Origin of the sequence: Streptomyces sp. NPDC057854, assembly GCF_042797055.1 — a bacterium.
Lineage (GTDB): Bacteria > Actinomycetota > Actinomycetes > Streptomycetales > Streptomycetaceae > Streptomyces.
Window position 1 is genome coordinate 278,814 of sequence record NZ_JBHVMF010000006.1, and the last position, 23,965, is coordinate 302,778.

General features: G+C 72.8%; 14 protein-coding genes, 1 tRNA gene and 1 rRNA gene. 4 read left to right on the plus strand and 12 right to left on the minus strand.

Annotated features, from left to right (window positions below; translation table 11 throughout):
- Positions 1–5 precede the first annotated feature (5 nt).
- From ACFVQZ_RS12000 to ACFVQZ_RS12010, 3 genes are read left to right on the plus strand one after another with little or no spacing between them, the layout of a single operon-like run.
- The gene (locus ACFVQZ_RS12000) at positions 6–4,652 is read left to right on the plus strand and encodes a DEAD/DEAH box helicase (protein ID WP_383621347.1); all 4,647 of its coding nucleotides are present in this window, start codon (positions 6–8) and stop codon (positions 4,650–4,652) included.
- 19 nt (positions 4,653–4,671) lie between these two features.
- A complete protein-coding gene (locus ACFVQZ_RS12005) occupies positions 4,672–5,490 on the plus strand; it encodes a DNA-formamidopyrimidine glycosylase family protein (protein ID WP_383621349.1) in 819 nt (272 codons plus the stop codon).
- Positions 5,491–5,521: 31 nt separating this feature from the next.
- Complete coding sequence (locus ACFVQZ_RS12010; protein WP_383621375.1) at positions 5,522–5,980, plus strand: SDR family NAD(P)-dependent oxidoreductase; 459 nt, start codon at positions 5,522–5,524, stop codon at positions 5,978–5,980.
- On the opposite strand, the gene ACFVQZ_RS12015 is transcribed toward ACFVQZ_RS12010, so the two are convergent.
- From ACFVQZ_RS12015 to ACFVQZ_RS12060, 10 genes are all read right to left on the minus strand, one after another.
- A complete protein-coding gene (locus tag ACFVQZ_RS12015; protein WP_383621351.1) occupies positions 5,928–6,200 on the minus strand; it encodes a hypothetical protein in 273 nt (90 codons plus the stop codon). The genes ACFVQZ_RS12010 and ACFVQZ_RS12015 overlap by 53 nt on opposite strands.
- Before the next feature lie 136 nt (positions 6,201–6,336).
- Positions 6,337–6,807, minus strand: coding sequence for a DNA starvation/stationary phase protection protein (locus ACFVQZ_RS12020; RefSeq protein WP_030495037.1), 471 nt, complete (start codon positions 6,805–6,807; stop codon positions 6,337–6,339).
- Positions 6,808–6,963: 156 nt separating this feature from the next.
- Positions 6,964–7,347, minus strand: coding sequence for a helix-turn-helix domain-containing protein (locus ACFVQZ_RS12025; protein ID WP_030495036.1), 384 nt, complete (start codon positions 7,345–7,347; stop codon positions 6,964–6,966).
- Positions 7,348–7,456: 109 nt separating this feature from the next.
- A complete protein-coding gene (locus ACFVQZ_RS12030; RefSeq protein WP_030495035.1) occupies positions 7,457–7,981 on the minus strand; it encodes a CinA family protein in 525 nt (174 codons plus the stop codon).
- A complete protein-coding gene (gene pgsA, locus ACFVQZ_RS12035) occupies positions 7,978–8,652 on the minus strand; it encodes a CDP-diacylglycerol--glycerol-3-phosphate 3-phosphatidyltransferase (RefSeq protein WP_383621353.1) in 675 nt (224 codons plus the stop codon). Before pgsA ends, ACFVQZ_RS12030 begins: the two co-directional genes overlap by 4 nt.
- On the minus strand, positions 8,649–10,148 hold the full coding sequence (rimO, locus tag ACFVQZ_RS12040) for a 30S ribosomal protein S12 methylthiotransferase RimO (RefSeq protein WP_030495033.1): 1,500 nt from the start codon (positions 10,146–10,148) through the stop codon (positions 8,649–8,651). Before rimO ends, pgsA begins: the two co-directional genes overlap by 4 nt.
- A 130-nt stretch (positions 10,149–10,278) precedes the next feature.
- A complete protein-coding gene (locus ACFVQZ_RS12045; RefSeq protein ID WP_030495032.1) occupies positions 10,279–11,100 on the minus strand; it encodes a helix-turn-helix domain-containing protein in 822 nt (273 codons plus the stop codon).
- 250 nt (positions 11,101–11,350) lie between these two features.
- A complete protein-coding gene (locus ACFVQZ_RS12050) occupies positions 11,351–14,164 on the minus strand; it encodes a DNA translocase FtsK (protein ID WP_383621356.1) in 2,814 nt (937 codons plus the stop codon).
- 117 nt (positions 14,165–14,281) lie between these two features.
- A complete protein-coding gene (locus ACFVQZ_RS12055; protein ID WP_030495030.1) occupies positions 14,282–14,953 on the minus strand; it encodes a response regulator in 672 nt (223 codons plus the stop codon).
- Positions 14,954–15,253: 300 nt separating this feature from the next.
- Positions 15,254–20,773 carry a HAMP domain-containing protein gene (locus ACFVQZ_RS12060; RefSeq protein ID WP_383621358.1) on the minus strand — a complete coding sequence of 1,840 codons (5,520 nt, stop codon included), beginning with the start codon at positions 20,771–20,773 and terminating at the stop codon, positions 15,254–15,256.
- Positions 20,774–21,042: 269 nt separating this feature from the next.
- Here ACFVQZ_RS12060 and ACFVQZ_RS12065 point away from each other — a divergent pair, with 269 nt between their 5' ends.
- Positions 21,043–23,685, plus strand: a complete 2,643-nt coding sequence (locus ACFVQZ_RS12065) for a SpoIIE family protein phosphatase (RefSeq protein WP_030495029.1) — start codon at positions 21,043–21,045, stop codon at positions 23,683–23,685.
- A 109-nt stretch (positions 23,686–23,794) separates the two neighbouring features.
- Here the strand turns inward: ACFVQZ_RS12065 and ACFVQZ_RS12070 are convergent.
- Positions 23,795–23,867 (minus strand) — tRNA-Thr (locus ACFVQZ_RS12070).
- A gap of 5 nt (positions 23,868–23,872) precedes the next feature.
- Positions 23,873–23,965: ribosomal RNA gene (rrf, locus tag ACFVQZ_RS12075) — 5S ribosomal RNA — on the minus strand; the annotation flags it as partial.

Sequence of the window (23,965 nt, forward strand, 5' to 3'; positions counted from 1 at the left end):
GGGGCATGGTCACGTCCGCGCTCGAAGACTTCTCCCCGGCCACCCGCGGGTGGTTCACCGGGGCGTTCACCGCGCCCACCGCCGCCCAGGAGGGCGCCTGGCGGGCCATCGGCGCGGGCTCCGACGTGCTCGTGGTGGCACCGACCGGCTCGGGCAAGACGCTGGCCGCGTTCCTCGCCTCGCTGGACCGGCTGGCGTCCTCGCCCGCGCCCGCCGATCCCAAGAAGCGCTGCCGGGTGCTGTACGTGTCGCCGCTGAAGGCGCTCGCGGTCGACGTGGAGCGGAACCTCCGCTCGCCGCTGACCGGCATCCGCCAGGAGTCCGTCCGGCTCGGGCTGCCCGAGCCGGACGTGCGGGTCGGCATCCGCTCCGGCGACACCCCGGCGGCCGAGCGGCGCGCGCTCGCCACCCGGCCGCCGGACATCCTGATCACCACCCCCGAGTCGCTGTTCCTGATGCTGACCTCGGCCACCCGGGAAGCGCTGGCCGGAGTGGAGACGGTCATCCTGGACGAGGTCCACGCGGTCGCCGGCACCAAACGCGGCGCGCACCTCGCCCTCACCCTGGAGCGGCTGGACGAGCTGCTGCCCCGTCCCGCGCGCCGGATCGGCCTGTCGGCCACGGTCCGCCCGGTCGACGAGGTCGCCCGCTTCCTCTCCCCCGGCCGCCAGGTGGAGATCGTGCAGCCGCCGTCGGGCAAGGAGTTCGACCTCTCCGTCGTCGTGCCGGTGGAGGACATGGGCGAACTGGGCGGCTCCCCCGCCTCGGAGGGCAAGGAGGGCGGGGACAAGCCGTCGATCTGGCCCCACGTGGAGGAGCGGATCGCGGACCTCGTCCAGGCCCACCGCTCCACCATCGTGTTCGCCAACTCCCGGCGCCTCGCCGAGCGGCTCTGCAACCGCCTGAACGAGATCGCCTACGAACGGGCCACCGGCGAACCCGTGCCGGAGGGCGCCCCGCCCGCCGAGATCATGGCCCAGTCGGGTGCGGCGCAGGGCGCGCCGCCGCTGCTCGCCCGCGCCCACCACGGCTCGGTGTCCAAGGAGCAGCGCGCCCAGGTCGAGGAGGACCTGAAGGCGGGGCGGCTGCCCGCCGTGGTCGCCACCTCCAGTCTGGAGCTCGGCATCGACATGGGCGCCGTCGACCTGGTGGTCCAGGTCGAGTCCCCGCCGTCCGTGGCCTCCGGGCTCCAGCGCGTGGGCCGCGCGGGGCACCAGGTCGGCGCGGTGTCCACCGGCGTGGTCTTCCCGAAGTACCGCGGCGACCTGGTGCAGGCCGCCGTGGTCACCGAGCGCATGCGGTCCGGGGCCATCGAGTCGCTGCGGATCCCGGCCAATCCGCTGGACGTGCTGGCGCAGCAGCTGGTCGCGATGGTCGCCCTCGACACCTGGCAGGTGGACGACCTGCTGACGGTGGTGCGCCGGGCCGCGCCCTTCGCCTCGCTCCCCGAGTCGGCCTTCACCGGCGTGCTGGACATGCTCGCCGGCCGCTACCCCTCGGACGCCTTCGCCGAGCTGCGCCCGCGCGTGGTGTGGGACCGGGTCGCGGGCACGGTCACCGGCCGGCCGGGCGCGCAGCGGCTCGCGGTCACGTCGGGCGGCACGATCCCGGACCGGGGCCTGTTCGGGGTGTTCCTGGCCGGGTCCGACCCGAAGAAGGGCGGCGGCCGGGTCGGCGAGCTCGACGAGGAGATGGTGTACGAGTCGCGGGTCGGCGACGTCTTCACGCTGGGCACCACGTCCTGGCGGATCGAGGACATCACACGTGACCGGGTCCTGGTGACCCCGGCGCCGGGCGTGCCGGGCCGGCTGCCGTTCTGGAAGGGCGACCAGCTGGGGCGCCCGCTGGAGCTGGGCAGGGCGGTCGGCGCGTTCCTGCGCGAGCTGGGCGGGCTCGGCGAGGAGGACGCCCGGCTGCGGCTCCTCACGGCGGGCCTGGACGGCTGGGCGGCGGACAACGTCCTGGCGTATCTGAAGGAGCAGCGGGAGGCGTGCGGCCACGTGCCGGACGACCGCACCATCCTGGTGGAGCGGTTCCGCGACGAGCTGGGCGACTGGCGGGTCGTGATCCACTCCCCGTTCGGCGCGCAGGTGCACGCGCCGTGGGCGCTGGCGCTGGGTGCCCGGCTCTCCGAGCGGTACGGCATGGACGCGCAGGTGATGCACGCGGACGACGGGATCGTGCTGCGGCTGCCGGACGCCGATCTGATGGGCCTCGACATGGGGCTCGACCTGCTGGACCACGAGCCGGTCGACCCGAGCCGGCACCAGGACACGGCGTACGACGCGGACCAGGCGCCGGTCGGCGCCGCGGACGCCGTCTTCGACCGGGGCGAGGTCGCGCAGATCGTCACCGACCAGGTGGGCGGCTCCGCGCTGTTCGCGTCCCGGTTCCGCGAGTGCGCCGCCCGGGCCCTGCTGCTGCCGAAGCGGAACCCGGGGAAGCGGACCCCGCTCTGGCAGCAGCGGCAGCGGGCCTCGCAGCTGCTCCAGGTGGCGAGCGAGTTCGGCTCCTTCCCGATCGTCCTGGAGGCCGTCCGCGAATGCCTCCAGGACGTCTTCGACGTCCCCGGCCTGACCGAGCTGATGGGCGACATCGAGGCCCGCCGGGTCCGTCTCGTCGAGGTCACCACCCCCGAGCCGTCCCCCTTCGCCCGCTCGCTGCTCTTCGGCTACGTGGCCCAGTTCCTGTACGAGGGCGACTCCCCGCTCGCCGAGCGGCGGGCGGCGGCACTGTCCCTGGACTCCCGGCTGTTGGCGGAGCTGCTCGGCCAGGCCGAGCTGCGGGAGCTGCTGGACCCGGAGGTGCTGACGGAGCTGGAGCGGGAGCTCCAGTGGCTCACCGAGGAGCGGCGGATCAAGGACCGGGAGGGCGTCGCGGACCTGCTGCGGGTCCTCGGCCCGCTGACCGACGAGGAGCTGGCCGCGCGCGGCGCCGACGCGGACTGGGCGCGCGAGCTGGCCCGGTCCCGCCGCGCGATCGCGGTGCGGATCGCGGGCACGGAGCACTGGGCGGCGGTCGAGGACGCGGGCCGGCTGCGGGACGCGCTCGGCACGGCGCTGCCGGTCGGCGTGCCGGAGGCGTTCACGGAGCCGGTAAAGGACCCGCTCGGCGACCTCCTCGCGCGGTACGCCCGCACCCACGGCCCCTTCACCTCCTCGCAGGCGGCGGCCCGTTTCGGCCTGGGTGCCGCGGTCACGGACGGCGCGCTCCAGCGGCTGGCCGCCGCCGGCCGGGTCGTGCAGGGCGAGTTCCACCCGTCGGGGATCGGCCAGGAGTGGTGCGACGCGGCCGTGCTGCGCCGACTGCGCCGCCGCTCGCTGGCGGCGCTGCGGCACGAGCTGGAGCCGGTGCCGCCGGCGGCTCTGGGCACCTTCCTGCCGCAGTGGCAGCACCTCGGGGGCAGCAGTCTGCGCGGCATCGACGGCCTGGCCCGGGCGGTGGAGCAGCTGCAGGGCGCGCCGGTGCCGGCGTCGGCGCTGGAGAAGCTGGTCCTGCCGTCCCGGGTCCGGGACTACTCCCCGGCGATGCTGGACGAGCTGACCACGACCGGCGAGGTCGTCTGGGCCGGGGCCGGCGCGCTGCCCGGCAAGGACGGCTGGGTGTCGCTCTATCTGGCGGACGCGGCCCCGCTGCTGCTGCCGCCGCCGCACCCGCTGGAGCTGACCGCGCTCCACGAGTCGGTGCTGGCGGCCCTGTCCGGCGGGTACGGCCTGTTCTTCCGGCAGATCGCCGACCAGGTCCGGATCACCACCCATCCGGACGCCACGGACCCGCAGCTCGCGGACGCCCTGTGGGACCTGGCCTGGTCGGGCCGGCTCACCAACGACACCGTGGCGCCCCTGCGCGCCCTGCTCGGCTCGGGCCGCACCGCCGGGTCGACCGCCCACCGGGCCCGCCGCACCGTGCCGCGCGGACGGTTCGGGGCCCTGGGCACCAGCCGCCCGGCCTCGCGCTCGGGCCCGCCGACTGTCTCGGGCCGCTGGGCGCTGCTGCCGCCCGCGGAGCCGGAGCCGACGCACCGGGCCCACGCCCTGGCCCGCACCCTCCTGGACCGGCACGGGGTGGTGACCCGCGGCGCGGTGGCCGCCGAGGGCGTCGAGGGCGGCTTCTCGGCGGTCTACCGGATCCTGTCGGCCTTCGAGGACAGCGGGCAGGCCCGGCGGGGCTATGTGGTGGAGGGACTGGGAGCGGCCCAGTTCGCGATGGACGGGGCCGTGGACCGGCTGCGGGCGGCGGCGACCGCCCGGGACCGGGGCGCGGAGGCGGGCGCGGGTCCGCGCGCGGTGGTGCTGGCGGCGGCCGATCCGGCGAACGCGTACGGGGCGGCGCTGTCGTGGCCGGAGCCGCCGGACGGCGCCGGGCACAAGCCGGGCCGCAAGGCGGGCGCGCTGGTGGTGCTGGTCGACGGCGATCTGACGCTGTACGTGGAGCGGGGCGGCAAGTCGCTGCTGTGCTGGCCGGCGGAGCCGGACGACCCGGCGCTGACGGCGGCGGCCGGAGCCCTCGCCGAGTCCGCGCGCGCGGGCGCGCTGGGTACGGTCACGGTGGAGCGGATCAACGGCGCGACGGCCCTGACGTCCCCGCTGGCCCGCCCGCTGGAGACCGCCGGATTCGTCGCGGGCCCGCGAGGCCTGCGGCTCAGACCGTGACCCGCGGGGAGGAGCGCGCGTGCCCGAAGGAGACACCGTCTGGCTGGCCGCCCGCCGGCTGCACGAGGCGCTGGCCGGGCGGGTGCTGACCCGCTCGGACCTGCGGGTGCCCCGGTTCGCGACCGCGGACCTCACCGGCCGCGCGGTCCTGGACGTCACCCCGCGCGGCAAGCACCTGCTGACCCGGATCGACGGCGGCCTCACCCTCCACTCGCACCTGCGGATGGACGGTGCCTGGAAGGTGTACGCCACCGGGGAGCGCCCGCGCGGCGGCCCGGGGCACCAGATCCGCGCCGTGCTCGGGAACGAGGCGTACACCGCGTACGGCTACCGCCTGCCGGTGCTGGAGCTGATCCGGACCGCCGACGAGCCGGGGGTGGTGGGGCATCTGGGCCCCGACCTGCTCGGCCCGGACTGGGACCCGGAGGAGGCTGTCCGGCGGCTGCTCGGGGATCCGTCCCGCATGCTCGGCGAGGCCCTGCTCGACCAGCGGAACCTCGCCGGCATCGGGAACGTGTACAAGTCGGAGCTGGCGTTCCTGGCGGCCGTCAGCCCCTGGCTGCCGGTCGGCGAGCTGGCGCCGGACGTCCCGCCCCGCCTGGTGGCGACCGCGCACCGGCTGCTGGAGGAGAACAAGGACCGCCCGGAACGGCGCACCACGACGAGCCGCCGCCCCGGCACCCCGCTGTACGTCTACGGCCGCAAGGGCCGCCCGTGTCTGCGCTGCGGCGCCGCGATCCGCAAGGCGGAGCTGGGCGACCGGGTCACGTACTGGTGCCCGTCCTGCCAGCGCGACCCGGAGGAAACCTCCACGAATCCCCGCCCGAACAGCAATTGACGACCCGTCAGATACGGTCGTACGGCCCCTCATAAGCCCCTCGGCGTACGACCTCACCGGCCGCACCGCGTTCGTGACGGGCGCCGCGAGCGGCATCGGCCGCGCCGGCGCCGTCCTCCTCGCCCGGGCGGGCGCGACCCTGCACCTGGCGGACCGCGACGAGCCGGGCGCGAGCCCCGGCCTGCTCTGCCACAGCGTCGCGACGGCCGCCGTCGTGCAGCTCACCAAGACGCTCGCCGTCGAGGCGGGCCCGTACGGCATCCGGGTCGACGCGGTCGCCCCCGGCTGGATACGCACACCCCTGACGGACCGTCACGAACCGGCCGCCCAGGAGCGGGCCGAGGCGGCGATGGTCCGTCACTCCCCGCTGCGGCGGGTCGGCGAGCCCGAGGACGTCGCCCACGCGATCCTCCACCTCGCCTGCGACGCCTCCTCGTTCACGACGGGCCAGATCCTGCGCCCGAACGGCGGCGTCGCCATGCCGTGGTGAGACGCGAGGCCGTGAGGAGACGCGCGGGCCGGGAGGAGGCAGCCACGTGCACCGGCAACAGGCTCAGCCCCCACCCGCCGGCCGCCACCGCCCCCTCGACCGCACCGGACTCGCCCGGAACCAGCAGCAGACGCAGCACCGCCCACCACCAGAGCCCCCCGACCACCAGCCCGACCGCGATCAGCGTGAGCGTCACCAGCGGAACCCGTCGCCGTACCATGGCCGCCTCCTGCGCCCGACGCTAGACCGGCAGGATCACCCGGCGGGAGGGCGCACCGGGATCAGCCCCGGCGCGCACCCCGCGCACGATCCGGCGGACGCCCCCGCGCACCGCACCTCGCACCACCCCGGCCGCCCTAGGCGGTCTCCGCCTGGAACATCCACGAGTGCTTTTCGAGGTCGGCGGTGAGGCCGATGAGGATGTCCTGGCTGACGGGGTCGGGCTGTTCGGTGGCCGCGATCCGTTCCCGCATCCGGGTGATGACGGCGCCGAGCGAGGCCACCAGGATCTCCACGGCCTCCACGTCCTTGATCCAGCCCTCGGGCACGGTGCCGATCGCACTGGTGGAGGCCACCGTCGCCGCGCGTCCGTCGGGGTTCACCCCGATCGCCGAGGCACGCTCGGCCACCGTGTCGGAGTGCGTCCGAGCGGTGTCCACCACCTCGTCGAGCTGGAGGTGGACGGAGCGGAAGCGCGGCCCGACGACGTTCCAGTGCACCTGCTTGGCGACCAGCGCCAGGTCGACGAGGTCGACCAGCGCGCCCTGGAGGGCCTCACCGACCGTCTTGAGGTCGGCGTCGGACAGCGAGCTCTTCACGACAGACATACGGAATCTCCAACCAGTCGTACGTATCCCCCACCATGGCACGCCTGTCCGGAATCCGACATCTCAAACAAAAGGCACCACACTACGGACCGTCATGACGAAGCCCCGGCCGACACCCCGTGAGGGGCGCCGACCGGGGCTCGGTCCCGTTCGGTTTCAGGCGGCGACGACGTCCACGGCCTCCGCGGGCGCCTTGATGGTCACCCGCTCGGTGGGCACACCGGCCACCGACGTCACCGACACCGAATTGAGCATCGGACGGACCGGTGCCGGCACCGGTTCGCTCGACGCCGCCGACTCGGCCAGTTCGGCGAGCGACAGTTCGTCACTCACTTCGCGCATGAGCTCGGACATCCGTACGTCCAGCGCGTCGCAGATCGCGGAGAGCAGTTCGGAGGAAGCCTCCTTCTGCCCCCGCTCCACCTCGGAGAGATAGCCGAGCGAGACTCGGGCGGACGAGGAGACTTCGCGCAGAGTACGGCCCTGGCGCTGGCGCTGCCGACGCAGCACGTCACCCAGCAGGCGACGGAGCAGGATCATCGGTGGCTCCCTCCTCGGACCGCGTAGCCGCATCCTTCACGCCCCACCGTACCGCCTCGCGCCGCGGCCGTGCGGGGAGCGATGTCGTGTTCTCTCTGGGCTGCAAACATCAATTCCCCCCGTTCTGTTCCGTATCCTGTGCCCGCGCATTTTCCGAGAGTTCCGCCTGGAGCAGTTCGAGCACGCTCCGCACGCTCTCTCTACGGATTTCCGCGCGGTCGCCGTTCAATCTCAACGAGACCACTTTCCCGGCCGCCGCGCCTGTCGTGGCAGGTCCGGCGACCGCCACGTAGACGGTGCCGACCGGCTGCCCGTCCTGCGGATCGGGCCCCGCGACACCCGTGGTCGCCATCCCCCAGTCGGCGCCCAGCCGGTCCCGTACCCCCCGTGCCATCTGCACCGCGACCTCGGGATCCACCGCGCCGCGCTCGCTCAGCAGGCCGGCGTCCACCCCCAGCAGCGCGTGCTTGAGCGGGGTCGCGTACGCCGTCACCGAGCCGAGGAAGCTGCGGGACGCCCCCGGCACCCCGGTCAGCTCCGCGGCGACGAGCCCCCCGGTCAGCGACTCGGCGACGGCCAGCGTCCCGCCCCGCTGCGCGAGCAGCGCGAGGACCCGCGCGGCCGCCCCGCTCATCGCGCCGACGCCTCCGCGCGCGCGGAGGCCCGCTCGGCCGCCAGTCCGCGGCGCCGGAGGACGACCGCCTGTCGCACATAATCCAGACCGGTGACGACGGTCAGCACGACCGCCACCGTCATCACCCAGAAGCGCAGCGTCGCCAGCGGGCCAGTCAGCATCAGCACGTACATGCCGACCGCCGTGCCCTGGGCGAGCGTCTTCATCTTGCCGCCGCGGCTGGCCGGGATCACCCCGTGCCGGATCACCCAGAACCGCATCAGCGTGATCCCCAGCTCGCGCGCCAGGATCACGGCCGTCACCCACCAGGGCAGGTCGCCCAGCGCCGACAGACAGACCAGTCCGGCGGCCATGATCGCCTTGTCGGCGATCGGGTCCGCGATCTTCCCGAAGTCGGTGACCAGGTTGTACGTACGGGCCAGATGTCCGTCGAAGACGTCCGTGATCATGGCCACGGCGAACGCCGCCCACGCCCAGGCCCGCCAGACCGGGTCGTGCCCGCCGTCCTGGAGCAGCAGCACCACGAAGCCCGGCACGAGGACGAGCCGGATCATGGTGAGGATGTTGGCGATGTTCCACAGACTCACGGGGTTCACGGCCGCCGCGCCCAGCTTGCCGCGGGGCGCGGGCCTTCCGGTCCCGTCCGTCGCGGATGCCGGGACTCCGGTCATCTGCCCACCTCCTCGACGTACTCCGCCACGAGGTCGACGCCCTCGGTGCCCACGACCTTCGCCCTGACCATACGGCCCGGGGCCAGGTCCAGGCCCGCGCCACCCCCGTCGACGAGCAGCACCTGCCCGTCCGTCTCGGGAGCCTGGTGGGCGGCGCGGCCGATCCAGCCGTCCTCCTCGTCCTCGGACTCCACCAGCACCTCCAGCGTCTCCCCGATCCGCTCCTCGGCGCGCTGCGCGGTGAGCTCCTCGGCGAGCCGGGACAGGTGGGCGAGACGCGCGTCCACGACCTCCTGGTCGAGCTTGTTCTCGTACGTGGCGGCCTCGGTGCCGTCCTCGTCGGAGTAGCCGAAGACGCCGATGGCGTCGAGCCGGGCGTGGGTGATGAAGCGTTCCAGCTCGGCGAAGTCGGCCTCGGTCTCGCCGGGGAAGCCGACGATGAAGTTGGAGCGGGCGCCGGCCGTCGGGGCCTTCTCGCGGATCGTCGCGAGCAGGTCGAGGAAGCGGTCGGTGTCGCCGAAGCGGCGCATGGCGCGCAGCACGTCCGGGGCGCTGTGCTGGAACGACAGGTCGAAGTAGGGCGCGACCTTGTCGGTGCCGGTGAGCACGTCGATCAGGCCGGGGCGCATCTCGGCCGGCTGGAGGTAGCTGACCCGGACGCGCTCGATGCCGTCGACGGCGGCGAGCTCGGGCAGCAGGCTCTCCAGGAGGCGGATGTCGCCGAGGTCCTTGCCGTACGAGGTGTTGTTCTCGGAGACCAGCATGATCTCCTTGACGCCCTGCTCGGCGAGCCAGCGCGTCTCGTTGAGCACGTCCGAGGGACGGCGGGAGACGAAGCTGCCGCGGAAGGACGGGATGGCGCAGAAGGAGCAGCGGCGGTCGCAGCCGGAGGCCAGCTTCACGGAGGCGACGGGGCTGCGGTCGAGCCGTCGGCGCAGCGGCGCGCGGGGGCCGGAGGCGGGCGCGATGCCCTCGGGCAGGTCACCAGGGACGTTCTCGGGAGCGGAGGCGGGCTCCTCGGCGGCTCCGTGGCCGGGCAGCGCCACCTCGGCGGCGGCCTGCTGGCGGTCGACCGGGGAGAGCGGGAGGAGCTTGCGGCGGTCACGCGGGGTGTGCGCCTCGACACTGCCGCCGCTGAGGATGGTCTGGAGGCGGTTGGAGATGTCCGCGTAGTCGTCGAAGCCGAGCACGCCGTCGGCCTCGGGGAGGGCCTCGGCCAGCTCCTTGCCGTAGCGCTCGGCCATGCAGCCGACGGCGACGACGGCCTGGGTCTTGCCGTGGTCCTTCAGATCATTGGCTTCGAGCAGGGCGTCGACGGAGTCCTTCTTGGCAGCTTCGACGAAGCCGCAGGTGTTGACGACGGCGACGTCCGCTTCTTCGGCGTTCTCGACGAGCTCCCAGCCGTCCGCTGCCAAGCGGCCTGCGAGCTCCTCCGAGTCCACCTCGTTACGGGCGCAGCCGAGAGTGACAAGGGCGACGGTACGGCGTTCGGGCATGGACTCAAGACTACTTCGTCCCGGACGTGACCCCGTCGCTCAGGGTTCACCTGCGCGACGGAGGTCACACCCGGACAACGACGGAGGTCACATCCGGACGACGACGGAGGTCACGTCCGGACGCCCGGGATCAGCCGGCCTCGGGGTCGCCCTTGGTGTAGCTGAGCCGCTCCACCTGGCCGTCCTCGAACTTCTCCGAGACCTTCTTGCCGTTCACGTACAGCTCGATCGCGCCGGCGTTGCCGAGGACGAGGTCGACCTGCTCGTCGTCCTGGAAGGTCTTGGTGTCGCCCTCCTGGAGGAAGCCGTCGAAGAGCATCTTGCCGTCGGACGCCTTGGCCGAGATCCAGCTCTTGCCGTCGGCGGTGAGCTTGAGGGTGACCTTGTCGGCGGGGACGGCCGCGATGGCGCTCTCGGTGGGCTTCGGGGCGGGCTTCACCGGCTTGGGCTTGGCGGCGGAGGTCGCCTTCTCCGGGGCGGGCGCCGGACCGCCCTCGGCGGCCGTGCTCCCCTTCGGCTCGTCGGCGCCGTCGAACATGGTGAAGCCGACGAAGCCGACGACGGCGACGATCGCCGCGACCATGGCCGCGGTCCAGTTGGGCCGCCTCGGCTCGGGGCGGATACGTTCCGCCTCGAAGAGCGGGGCGGCGGGGGTGGGCGCGGGACGGCCACCGTGCTCGGCGTCGTACCGCTCGATCAGGGGCGCCGGATCGAGTCCGACGGCACGCGCCAGCGTACGGATGTGACCGCGCGCGTAGACGTCGCCGCCGCAGCGCGAGAAGTCGTCCTCCTCGATGCCGTGCACGATCGGGATCCGGACACGGGTGGAGGCGCTGACCTCTTCGACGCTGAGGCCGGCGGCGATGCGGGCCTGCTGAAGGGTACGGCCGATCGGTTCCCGGTCGTCTGACGGGAACGTCCGGTCGTCTTCGGGGGAGTTGCCGATGGACACGTGAGCGCCTTTCGAGCGTGTAGCCACCTGCTGGACGTTCAGTCTATGGGTGGTACGAAAGGGTGGGGCAACCGGGCGGGTGCGGTTTGTACGCCAGGAGGCTGTACGCCGCGATGATGGGACATCCTTCTGTCCCTCCGTCCAACTTGACGTACGGCCAGGGGAAACGGTTGCCCCCGGTTCCCTTACGAGTGAGTCTCGGCCGGGTCTCGAACGGGTACCCCGCCCCGGCGTCCCCACGCTCCCCCGGTCACTCCGCCGACTCGCCGCGGATGACCGCGAGCACTCCGTCCAGCTCGTCCGGCTTGACGAGGACGTCCCGCGCCTTGGAGCCCTCGCTCGGTCCCACGATGTTCCGCGACTCCATCAGGTCCATCAGCCGGCCGGCCTTCGCGAAGCCGACGCGCAGCTTCCGCTGGAGCATCGACGTCGAGCCGAACTGCGTCGACACCACCAGCTCGGCCGCCTGGCACAGCAGGTCCAGGTCGTCGCCGATCTCCTCGTCGATCTCCTTCTTCTGCTTGGTGCCGACGGTGACGTCGTCCCGGAAGACCGGCGTCATCTGGTCCTTGCAGTGCTGCACCACGGCCGCGACCTCGGCCTCGGTGACGAAGGCGCCCTGCATGCGGACCGGCTTGTTCGCGCCCATCGGCAGGAACAGGCCGTCGCCCTTGCCGATCAGCTTCTCGGCGCCCGGCTGGTCGAGGATGACCCGGCTGTCGGCGAGCGAGGAGGTGGCGAAGGCGAGCCGGGACGGCACGTTCGCCTTGATCAGACCGGTGACGACGTCCACCGAGGGCCGCTGGGTGGCGAGCACCAGGTGGATGCCGGCCGCGCGGGCCAGCTGGGTGATGCGGACGATGGCGTCCTCGACGTCCCGGGGCGCGACCATCATCAGGTCGGCCAGCTCGTCGACGATGACGAGCAGGTACGGGTACGTCTTCAGCTCGCGCTCGCTGCCGGGCGGCAGCTGCACCTTGCCGTCCCGGATGGCCTGGTTGAAGTCGTCGATGTGCCGGAAGCCGAAGGCGGCCAGGTCGTCGTAGCGCAGGTCCATCTCGCGCACCACCCACTGGAGGGCCTCGGCGGCCTTCTTGGGGTTGGTGATGATCGGGGTGATCAGGTGCGGGATGCCCTCGTACGCGGTGAGCTCGACCCGCTTGGGGTCGACGAGCACCATCCGGACGTCCTCCGGGGTCGCCCTTATCATCACCGAGGTGATCAGGCAGTTGATGCACGACGACTTGCCGGAGCCGGTGGCGCCGGCGACCAGCACGTGCGGCATCTTCGCCAGGTTGGCCATCACGTAGCCGCCCTCGACGTCCTTGCCGAGCGCGACCAGCATCGGGTGCTCGTCGCCGGCCGCGTCCGCGAGCCGCAGCACGTCGCCGAGGTTGACCATCTCGCGGTCGCTGTTGGGGATCTCGATGCCGACGGCGGACTTGCCGGGGATCGGCGAGATGATCCGCACGTCCGGCGACGCCACCGCGTAGGCGATGTTCTTCGTCAGGGCGGTGATCTTCTCGACCTTCACGGCGGGCCCGAGCTCGACCTCGTACCGGGTGACCGTCGGCCCCCGGGTGAAGCCGGTGACGGCCGCGTCCACCTTGAACTCGACGAACACGTTCGTCAGCGCGTCGACGACGGCGTCGTTCGCCGCCGACCGCGTCTTGCCCGGACCGCCCCGCTCCAGCAGGTCGAGCGAGGGCAGCGCGTAGGTGATGTCGCCGGACAGCTGAAGCTGCTCGGCCCGGGCCGGCAGGTCCGCCGGCTCCGGCGCCGGCTTGGTCAGATCCGGTACGGGTCCCCCCGCCGGCCGCTTGTCGCCGCCCCGCGCCGTCGGCACGTTCGGCGGCGACTTCGGCGGCGGCGGTACGGCCCCGGTGGCCTCGTCCGCCGCGCCGGCCCCCTGGGCGAGCGCCGCGTCCCGCTCGCCGGTCACGTCCCGGGTGAGGTCCGCGACCAGCGGCGACGGCGGCATCCCGTTCAGCACCGCGCCGTCCAGCGCGGCCGCCGCCGCGGCGGCCACGTCCACCGGGTCCAGGCCGTGGTCGTGGTCCGGCGCCGCCGTCCGCGGCCGGCGTGCCCGGCCCCGCCGGTCCAGCGCCTCCGCCTCGGCCCGGTCCACGTCGTACGGCTCGGCCGGGCCGCCGGTGCGGCGCCGGGCCGGCCGGGCGGTGCGCGGCGGCGCCTCCCGCCACTCCTCGTCGTACGGCTCCGGGTCGGCGTACTCCTCGGCGGTCTCCTCGTACGCCGGCTCCACCAGTCCGAGCCGGACGCCGAGCGCGCGCAGCCGCTGCGGGATCGCGTTGACCGGGGTGGCGGTGACGACGAGCAGCCCGAACAGGGTGAGCAGCACCAGCAGCGGGACGGCCAGCGCCTCCCCCGTCATGAAGACCAGCGGCTGCGACGACGCCCAGCCGATCAGCCCGCCCGCGTCCTGCATGGCCTCCGACCCGGCGTCCCGGCCGGGCGAGCCGCACGCGATGTGGACCTGCCCGAGGACGCCGATGACCAGTGCGGAGAGCCCGATGACGATCCGGCCGTTGGCCTCCGGCCGCTCCGGATAGCAGAACAGCCGGAAGGAGATCGCGCCCAGCAGCAGCGGCACCAGCAGGTCGAGCCGCCCGAAGGCGCCGGTCACCAGCATCTCGACGAGGTCGCCGACCGGGTTCTCCAGATGCGACCAGGTGCCGGCGGCGACGATCAGCGCGGCGGCGAGCAGCAGCAGCGCGAGCCCGTCCTTGCGGTGCACCGGGTCGAGCCCCTTGGCGCCCCGCCCTATCCCCCGGAACATCGCGCCGACCCCGTGCGCGGCGCCGCGGGCCACCTTGTACACGCCGCCGGTCGGCGACGGCGCCGGCCGCGGCGCGGGCCGCTTCGCCGCCGTCTTCTTCGTGGTCTTCTTGGCGGGCGCGCGCTTCGCGGGCGCCTTCTTCGCCGGCGGCTTGGCCGGAGCCTTCGCCGCGGACTTGGCCGCCGCCTTCTTCGCGCCGCCCGTCGTCCGGCCGGCGCGCGATGCCGCGGTGCCCTGAGAACTCTTGCCGGACGTACGTGAAGCCATGGTGCCGAGGTTACCGGTGAGCGGCCGGGCTGTCCGCCTCACCCGAACGTGTCGTCCTTGCCCCGGCCGGAAGCTGACGGGCGGTCACCGGAGTCCCGGCCGCCGGGTGACGGGCCCTCAGCCCTGCGCGGGCAGCGAGGGCGCGCCGCCGGTGCCCGGCTCCAGCGCGTCCAGCGCCCGCCGCAGCCCGGTGAGCTTCCGCTCCAGATGGGCGGCGGTCGCGACGGCCGCCGCGTCGGCCGACTCGTCGTCCAGCTGCTTCGACAGCGCCTCGGCCTGCTCCTCGACGGCGGCGAGCCGGGCGGACAGCTCGGCGAGCAGCCCGGCGGCCTCCTTGCCCTGGCCGCCCTCGCCGCCCTCCAGCTGGAGCCGCAGCAGCGCCGCCTGCTCGCGCAGCTTGCAGTTCTTCATGTACAGCTCGACGAAGACCGAGACCTTCGCCCGCAGCACCCACGGGTCGAACGGCTTCGAGATGTAGTCGACCGCGCCCGCCGCGTACCCGCGGAAGGTGTGGTGCGGACCGTGGTTGATGGCGGTGAGGAAGATGATCGGGATGTCCCGGGTCCGCTCGCGCCGCTTGATGTGCGCCGCGGTCTCGAAGCCGTCCATGCCGGGCATCTGGACGTCGAGCAGGATGACCGCGAAGTCGTCCGTCAGCAGCGCCTTGAGCGCTTCCTCCCCGGACGATGCCCGCACCAGGGTCTGATCGAGCGCGGAGAGAATGGCCTCCAGCGCCAGCAGATTCTCCGGCCGGTCATCGACCAGGAGGATCTTGGCCTTCTGCACCATGCCCCGTCCTCCTCGTCCCGGCAACGGCTCGACCCGGCTTCCGGAACCGCTGCCGGAACCGGCGGAAGCACCGGGCGCCGCCCCGGAGGACGGCTTCCTGCCGCCGTCCGTCCTTGTGCCGGTCATCGTAGCCGCACCCCGCACGTCGCCACACCCTGTCACCGTGATGTCACTGTGCACAGTTCGGAAACGGGGCGCGGGTCGAGAAGGTTCCCCGTCCCGGCCGCTCTCACACGCGGACGGCGGGAGTACGCCGCCCGGCACCGCACCCGCGCGGGGTCCGGCACCGGGCGGCGGCCGTCACGCGCCCCGCATCCACTGCTCCATCACCGACAGCAGGTAGTCCGGGTCGACCGGCTTGGTGACGTAGTCGGAGGCGCCCGACTCGATCGCCTTCTCCCGGTCCCCCTTCATCGCCTTCGCGGTGAGCGCGATGATCGGCAGCCCCGCGAACTGCGGCATCCGCCGGATCGCCGTCGTCGTCGCGTACCCGTCCATCTCCGGCATCATGATGTCCATCAGAACGACCGTCACGTCGTCGTTCTGCTCCAGGACCTCGATCCCCTCCCGCCCGTTCTCCGCGTACAGCACCGCGAGCCCGTGCTGCTCCAGCACGCTGGTGAGGGCGAACACGTTGCGGATGTCGTCGTCGACGATGAGGACCTTCTCGCCCGCGAAGGAGAAGGTGCGGCGCGGCTCCGGCGCGGCCTCCGCCGCCTCCGCGCCGACCTGCTCCCCGGCGGCCGGGGCCGCCTGCGTCTCCGGGCCCGGCTGCCCGGGCACCGCGCCCCGGGTCCCGTCCGCGCCGGCCGCGGCCGGCGCCTCCGCCGGCGGCCCGGCCTTCCGCCGGTGCCGGAACAGCGCCCCGGCCCCGGACCGCGCGTCGCCGCGCACGGGAGCGGGCGGGAAGGCCGGGAAGGCGCCCGTGTCCGGGCCGTCCCCGTTCTCCTGCGGCTCGCCGTCCGCCTCGCCCTGCCCGTGTCCGTTCGGCGGCACCTCGGTCGGGTTGAGCGGCAGGTACAGCGTGAAGGTGGAGCCGCGGCCGGGCTCGCTCGCCGCGAAGATCTCGCCGCCGAGCAGCCGCGCGATCTCCCGGCTGATCGACAGCCCGAGGCCGGTGCCGCCGTACTTGCGGCTGGTGGTGCCGTCGGCCTGCTTGAACGCCTCGAAGATGACCCGCATCTTGCTGGCCGCGATCCCGATGCCGGTGTCGGTCACCGAGAAGGCGATCAGGTCGGCGTCGGCGTCGCGCAGCGTCCCGGCCTCCAGCAGCTGCTCCCGGATGGACTGCGGCACGTCCGCGCCGGCCGGCCGGATCACCAGCTCCACCGCGCCGGAGTCGGTGAACTTCACCGCGTTCGACAGCAGGTTGCGCAGCACCTGCAGGAGGCGCTGCTCGTCGGTGTGGAGCGTGGCGGGCAGTTCGGGCGAGACCCGCACCGAGAAGTCCAGGCCCTTCTCCGCGGTGAGCGGCCGGAAGGTCGCCTCCACGTAGTCGACGAGCTGGACGAGCGCGATCCGGGTCGGCGAGACGTCCATCTTGCCCGCCTCGACCTTCGACAGGTCGAGGATGTCGTTGATGAGCTGGAGCAGGTCGGAGCCGGCGCCGTGGATGGTCTCGGCGAACTCGACCTGCTTCGGCGTCAGGTTGGTCTCCGCGTTGTCCGCGAGCAGCTTGGCCAGGATGAGCAGCGAGTTGAGCGGGGTGCGCAGCTCGTGCGACATGTTGGCCAGGAACTCCGACTTGTAGCGCATGGAGACGGCGAGCTGCTCGGCCCGCTCCTCCAGGACCTGCCGGGCCTCCTCGATCTCGGTGTTCTTGACCTCGATGTCCCGGTTCTGACGGGCCAGCAGCTCGGCCTTGTCCTCCAGTTCGGCGTTGGAGTTCTGCAGCTCCTTCTGCCGGTGCTCCAGCTCCGCCGACCGCTCCTTCAGCTGCTCGGTCAGCTCCTGCGACTGCTGGAGCAGCATCTCCGTCTTGGTGTTGACGCTGATGGTGTTGACCGTGGTCGCGATCAGCTCGGCGATCTGGTTGAGGAAGTCCCGCTGGATCTGCGTGAACGGCTGGAAGGACGCCAGCTCGATGACGCCGAGGACCTTCCCCTCGAACAGCACCGGCAGCACGATCACGTGCGCCGGCGACGCCTCGCCGAGCCCGGACGAGATCTTGAGGTAGCCCGGCGGCACGTTGACCTGGATGGTCCGCTTCTCCTCCGCAGCCGTCCCGATCAGCGTCTCACCGGGGCGGAAGGACGTCGGCATGGAACCGGCGGAGTATCCGTAACTCCCGCGCATCCGCAGCTCGTACGAGCCGTCGCCCTCCCCGACCAGCTCGGTGTCGTGGGTGGCCGAACCGGTCGGCGTCGCCACGAAGAAGGCGCCGTGCTGGGCCGAGACCACGGGCGTCAGCTCGCTCATGATCAGCGAGGCGACGTCGTCGAGGTCCCGGCGGCCCTGCATCAGACCGGAGATCCGGGCCAGGTTCGACTTCAGCCAGTCCTGCTCGTCGTTGGCGAGGGTGGTGTCCCGCAGGTTGGCGATCATCGTGTTGATGTTCTCCTGCAGCGCCTGGATCTCCCCGGCCGCGTCCACGCCGTCGATCTTGACGTTCAGGTCGCCGCGGGTCACCGCGGTCGCGACGGCCGCGATGGCCCGCACCTGCCGGGTGAGGTTCCCGGCCATCTCGTTCACCGACAGGGTGAGGTCGCTCCAGGTGCCCTCGACGTCCCGGACCCGCGCCTGCCCGCCGAGCTGGCCGTCCGTACCCACCTCGCGGGCGACCCGGGTGACCTCCTCGGCGAAGTTCGACAGCTGGTCGACCATCGTGTTGATGGTGTTCTTCAGCTCCTGGATCTCGCCCCGCGCCTCGATGTCGATCTTCTTCGTGAGGTCGCCCTTGGCGATGGCGGTGGTGACCGCGGCGATCTGCCGCACCTGGCCGGTGAGGTTGTCGGCCATGCTGTTCACCGAGTCGGTCAGGTCCTTCCAGGTCCCGGAGACACCGGGCACCCGCGCCTGACCGCCGAGGATGCCGTCGGTGCCCACCTCACGGGCCACCCGGGTCACCTCGTCCGCGAACGACGACAGCGTCGTCACCATCGTGTTGACGGTGTCGGCGAGTTCGGCGACCTCGCCGCGCGCCTCGACGGTGACCTTCTTCGTCAGGTCGCCGTTGGCGACCGCCGAGGACACCCGGGCGATGTTCCGCACCTGGCTGGTCAGGTTGTTGGCCATCAGGTTGACGTTGTCGCTCAGGTCCTTCCAGATGCCGGTCACCCCGCGCACCCGGGCCTGGCCGCCGAGGATGCCCTCGGTGCCCACCTCACGGGCCACCCGGGTCACCTCGTCGGCGAAGTTCGACAGCTGGTCCACCATCGTGTTGACGGTGGTGACCAGCTCCAGGATCTCGCCCTTGGCGTCGACGGTGATCTTCTTCGACAGGTCGCCGCGGGCCACCGCGGTCGTCACCTCGGCGATGTTCCGGACCTGGAAGGTCAGGTTGTTCGCCATGAAGTTCACCGACTGGGTCAGGTCCTTCCAGGTGCCGGAGACCCCCTGCACCTCGGCCTGGCCGCCCAGGATGCCCTCCGTACCCACCTCGCGGGCCACCCGCGTCACCTGGTCGGCGAACGACGACAGCTGGTCCACCATCGTGTTGAGGGTGTTCTTCAGCTCCAGGATCTCGCCCCGGGCGTCCACGTCGATCTTCTGCGACAGGTCACCGCGCGCCACCGCCGTGGCGACCTGCGCGATGTTCCGCACCTGGGCCGTCAGGTTCCCGGCCATGCCGTTCACCGAGTCGGTCAGGTCCCGCCACACGCCGGCGACGCCCGGCACCTGCGCCTGACCGCCCAGCCGCCCGTCGGTGCCCACCTCGCGGGCCACCCTGGTCACCTGGTCCGCGAACGCGGACAGCTGGTCGACCATCGTGTTGATGGTGTTCTTCAGCTCCAGGATCTCGCCGCGGGCGTCGACGTCGATCTTCTGCGACAGGTCACCGCGCGCCACCGCCGTCGTCACCTGCGCGATCTGCCGCACCTGCGAGGTGAGGTTGCCGGCCATGAAGTTCACCGAGTCGGTCAGCTCGCGCCACCGGCCGGAGACCCCGTCCACCCGGGCCTGACCGCCCAGCCGGCCCTCCGTGCCCACGTCGCGCGCCATCCGCGTGACCTGGTCGGCGAAGGACGACAGCTGCGACACCATCGTGTTGACGGTGTTCTTCAGCTCCAGCATCTCGCCGGCCACGTCCACCGTGACCTTCTGCGACAGGTCACCGTTCGCCACCGCCGTCGTCACCTGCGCGATGTCCCGCACCTGCCCGGTCAGGTTCCGGAAGGCCGTGTTCACCGAGTCGGTGAGGTCCTTCCACGTACCCGCCGCGCCCGGCACCTCCGCCTGACCGCCCAGCCGGCCCTCGACGCCGACCTCCCGGGCCACCCGGGTCACCTCGGAACCGAAGGCCGACAGCTGGTCCACCATCGTGTTGACGGTGTTCTTCAGCTCCAGCATCTCGCCGGCCACGTCCACCGTGACCTTCTGCGACAGATCGCCGTTCGCGACCGCCGTCGTCACCTGCGCGATGTCCCGCACCTGCGTGGTGATGTTCCGGAAGACGGTGTTGACCGAGTCGGTGAGGTCCTTCCACGTGCCGGCCGCCCCCGGCACCTGCGCCTGACCGCCCAGCAGACCCTGCGCACCGACCTCGCCGGACACCCGGGTCACCTCGTCGGCGAACGTCCGCAGCGTCTCCGTCATCTGGTTGATCGTGTCGGCGAGCTGCGCGATCTCCCCGCGCGCGCTCACCGTGACCTTCTGCGACAGGTCGCCGTTGGCGACCGCCGTCGTGACCTCCGCGATCCCCCGCACCTGGCTGGTCAGGTTGCCCGCCATCGTGTTGACGGAGTCGGTCAGGTCCTTCCAGACGCCCGCGACCCCGGCGACCTCGGCCTGTCCGCCGAGCTCGCCCTCCGTACCGACCTCGCGGGCGACCCGGGTCACCTCGGACGAGAACGACGACAGCTGGTCCACCATCGTGTTCACGGTGTTCTTCAGCGACAGCATCTCGCCGGCCACGTCCGCCGTGACCTTCTGCGACAGGTCGCCGTTCGCGACCGCCGTGGTCACCAGCGCGATGTCCCGCACCTGGGCCGTCAGCTGGTTCGCCATCGTGTTGACGGAGTCCGTGAGGTCCTTCCACGACCCGGACACGCCCCGCACGTGCGCCTGCCCGCCGAGGATGCCCTCGGTACCCACCTCGACCGCCACCCGCGTCACCTCGGACGCGAACACCGACAGCTGGTCCACCAGGTGGTTGACGGTGCGCGCGACCTTCAGGAACTCCCCGCGCAGCGGCCGGACCGTCCCGTCGGAACCCTCCGAACGCAAGTCCATCCGCTGTTCGAGATCGCCCTCGGCGACCGCCGTCAGCACCCGGCTCACCTCGGACACCGGCCGCGCCAGATCGTCGACGAGCGCGTTGGCCGCCTCGATCGCCGCCGCCCAGGCGCCCTCCGTCGTCCCGGCCTCCAGCCGCTCGGACAGCTTGCCCTCGCGCCCGACCACCCGCCGCACCCGCGACAGCTCGCCGGTGACGTGCATCTGCCGGTCCGCGACCTCGTTGAAGACGGCCGCGATCTCCGCCATCACCCCGTCCCCGGAGACGGTCAGCCGCCGCCTCAGGTTCCCGTCCCGCATGGACACGAGCGCGGACAGCAACCGCTCCAGCGCCGCCGCGTCCACCTGCACCGTCCCCCCACGGGAACGCCCGCCCCTCGCGCGCGTGCCGCTGCCGCCGCGCCGCGCCGCCGTGCCAGAGTCCACCGTGTCCCTCCCGAAAGGGGCTCGACCGTTCCGCTCCGGCTCCCACCGAAGCATTCCCAGTGTTTCACCGCGACCGAACCAGGCGATAACAGTTCGGCAGCTTCGCACAACGTCCCCACCCTTCGAGGGCGGAAACAGCGGAGACCGGCATCCGCGGGGACGGTGAAGGTAAGTAACCTGGCATCCGGCTGTCCAGCCGCCCCGGTCCGCCCGGCAGGGGCGGTGTGGAGCGCGTACGACCACCGGGCAGCGGGAGGGGCAGACCGAGCATGGCGGAGCCGGGCGTCGAGACGCGTACGAGGAGCACTGTGATCACCGCGCGGGCGACTGCCACCTTCGACCCCGTCGGACGGTCCGTCGCCGCCGCCCGGGCCTTCGTCCGGGACACGCTCCAGGGCTGGGGCCACCCGGAGCTCGTGGACGACGCCGTCGTCCTCACCAGCGAGCTGGTCACCAACGCCGTGGTGCACGCCGGCACCGCCGCCGACGTCCTCTGCCTCCGCTCCGAGGACAGCGTGCGCGTCGAGGTCGCGGACCGCTACCCGGAGCGCGAGATCCCCGTCCAGAGCGGCCGCACGCTCGCGAACCCGGACCGCGAGAACGGCCGCGGCCTGCTCCTCTGCGCCGCCCTCGCCGACCGCTGGGGCGTCGACTACTCCCCCACGCGCAAGCACGTCTGGTTCCACCTCGACCTGCCGCAGCGCCCCGTCGGCACCCGCTCGGCCGGCCCCGTCCTCCCCGACGCACTCCTCCCGGTCGCCGACAGCCGCGTCCGCGTCGCCGTCGTCCAGATCGACCGCGGCGGGTCCATCACCGCATGGAACGAGGACGCCGAGGAACTCTTCGGCTACGCGCCCGATCAGGTCATCGGCAAGCCCCTCGGCGACCTCGCCGCGTGGCCGCACACCCCCGGCATCGGCACCGGCCTGGTCGAGGCCCTCCGCCTCTCCCGCTGGGAGGGCAGTTACGGGCTCCGCCGCGCCGACGGCCGCGTGATCCCCGTGTACGCCTCCCACCTGCGGGTCCGCGACGCGGCGGGCGAACCGTCGACGGTCTGCCTGCTGGTACGGGAGGACGAGCGCGCCGTCCTTCAGACCCCGCAGCGCCCGGCCGCCGACCCCGGCGCGGAGAACCGCACCACGGACCCCTTCGAGGTCTTCATCGGCTCCCCCGCCCCCGACGATCTGGACGGCCTCCTCCAGCGCACGGTCGAGCGGGCCCGCGACATGCTCGACGGCGACGCCGCCTTCCTGCTGCTGGCCACCGACGACGAGACGGAACTGGAGGTCCGGGCGACGACCGGCCTCCCCGCGGCCCGCCAGCGCTTCGCCCGCGTCCCCGTGGAGACCGGCGCCAGCCGCTACGGCTCGGCCCGCATGCCCGCGGTCCACGAGGACCTGTCCGCCGTCCCCGGAGCCGTCCCGCTCCTGGAGGGCACCGGCATGCGCTCGGTGGTCACCGTGCCCCTGAAGGTCGAGGGCCGGCTGACCGGCTCCCTGGGCGTCGCCGCCGAGGCCGCCCACCGCTACTCGAACGAGGAGGCCCTGCGCCTCCAGTTCGCCGCCGACCGCATCGCCCTGGCCGTCGAGTCGGCCCGCCTCGGCGAGCTGGAACGGCTCCGCCGCGGCTCCCTCAGCTTCCTCGTCGAGGCGTCCGACCTGCTGGCCGGCACCCTCGACCGGGACCAGACGCTGGCTCTGATGGCCCAGATGACGGTCCCCACCCTGGCCACCTGGTGCGCGGTCTACACGATCGCCGACCCGGCCTCCGACCCGTACCTCTCGTTCGTGCTGCACGAGGACGAGGACCGCATCGACGGCCTGAAGGCGCTGCTGCTCTCGATCGCGCCGCCGGACCCGGTGCCGACCCCGGGCGCCCGTCTGTGGACGGCCCCGGGCGACGCCGCGCACCGGGCCGCGCTGGCGGCCTCGGCCCGCGAGCTGGAACACCTGGGCGGCCCGCTGTCCTCCGGCATCGACACCGCCCTGGCCACGGCCGGCACGGTCGCCGGCGAGACGGTCGTCCTGCCGCTGGTGGCCCGCAACCGGGTGATCGGCATGCTGACCCTGGGCCGCCCCGCGGAGGACCACTTCCGTCAGGAGATCCTGGAGCTCGCCGAGGACCTGTCGCGCCGGGCCGCCCTGGCCCTGGACAACGCGCGCCTCTACTCGGAGCGCAACGCCATCAGCCAGTCCCTCCAGCGCAGCCTGCTGCCGCCCGAGCTCCCCCGGATCCCCGGCGTCGAGGTGGACGTGATCTACCGCGCCGCCGGCGAGGGCAACGAGGTGGGCGGCGACTTCTACGATGTCTTCCCGATCAGGGACGACGTGTACGGCTTCGCCATCGGCGACGTCTGCGGTACGGGCCCGGAGGCGGCGGCCGTGACCGGCCTGGCCCGGCACGCCCTGCGCCTGCTGGCCCGCGAGGGTTTCGGCGGCCCGGCCGTTCTGGAGCGCCTGAACGCGGCTATCCTCGACGAGGGCGCCCGCAGCCGCTTCCTCACCCTGCTGTACGGCGAACTCCGCCCGCAGCCCGACGGTTCGGCGGCCCTGAAGGTGGTCTGCGCGGGCCATCCGCTCCCGCTCCGCCTCCGCCCGGACGGCACCGTCTCCCCCGCCGCCGAACCCCAGCCGCTGCTGGGCGTGATGGACGACCTGGAGCTGTACGAGGAGAGCTTCACGCTCGACCCGGGCGACGTCCTGCTGTGCGTCACGGACGGCGTCACCGAGCGCCGCGAGGGCACCCGCATGCTGGGCGACGACGGCCTGGCGGACGCCCTCAAGACGTGCACGGGCCTCACGGCCGGCGCGGTCGGCGCCCGCATCCTCCGCACCGTCGAGCGCTTCGCCCACGACCCCGCCTCGGACGACATGGCCATCCTGACGATGCGCCTCCAGGAGCCGGAGAAGTAGGAACAGGACGGAGGGCGGGGGCCGGCACCCCCGCCCTCCGTCCCCCTCGGCTCCGTCCCTCCCGGGAACGCAAAAAGGCCCCCGCCAAATGGCGGGGGCCTTTTCTCTGAGCCCTTTAACGGAATCGAACCGTTGACCTTCTCCTTACCATGGAGACGCTCTGCCGACTGAGCTAAAAGGGCGGGTTGTTCGGCGGCGTCCTACTCTCCCACAGGGTCCCCCCTGCAGTACCATCGGCGCTGAAAGGCTTAGCTTCCGGGTTCGGAATGTAACCGGGCGT

What these genes read in the sequence shown, in the direction of transcription:
- ACFVQZ_RS12000 (WP_383621347.1), top strand. Translation starts at nt 6, where the DNA reads ATGGTCACGTCCGCGCTCGAAGACTTCTCCCCGGCCACCCGCGGGTGG.
- ACFVQZ_RS12015 (WP_383621351.1), bottom strand. Translation starts at nt 6,200, where the DNA reads ATGGTACGGCGACGGGTTCCGCTGGTGACGCTCACGCTGATCGCGGTC.
- ACFVQZ_RS12020 (WP_030495037.1), bottom strand. Translation starts at nt 6,807, where the DNA reads ATGTCTGTCGTGAAGAGCTCGCTGTCCGACGCCGACCTCAAGACGGTC.
- ACFVQZ_RS12025 (WP_030495036.1), bottom strand. Translation starts at nt 7,347, where the DNA reads ATGATCCTGCTCCGTCGCCTGCTGGGTGACGTGCTGCGTCGGCAGCGC.
- ACFVQZ_RS12030 (WP_030495035.1), bottom strand. Translation starts at nt 7,981, where the DNA reads ATGAGCGGGGCGGCCGCGCGGGTCCTCGCGCTGCTCGCGCAGCGGGGC.
- pgsA (WP_383621353.1), bottom strand. Translation starts at nt 8,652, where the DNA reads ATGACCGGAGTCCCGGCATCCGCGACGGACGGGACCGGAAGGCCCGCG.
- rimO (WP_030495033.1), bottom strand. Translation starts at nt 10,148, where the DNA reads ATGCCCGAACGCCGTACCGTCGCCCTTGTCACTCTCGGCTGCGCCCGT.
- ACFVQZ_RS12050 (WP_383621356.1), bottom strand. Translation starts at nt 14,164, where the DNA reads ATGGCTTCACGTACGTCCGGCAAGAGTTCTCAGGGCACCGCGGCATCG.
- ACFVQZ_RS12055 (WP_030495030.1), bottom strand. Translation starts at nt 14,953, where the DNA reads ATGGTGCAGAAGGCCAAGATCCTCCTGGTCGATGACCGGCCGGAGAAT.
- ACFVQZ_RS12065 (WP_030495029.1), top strand. Translation starts at nt 21,043, where the DNA reads ATGGCGGAGCCGGGCGTCGAGACGCGTACGAGGAGCACTGTGATCACC.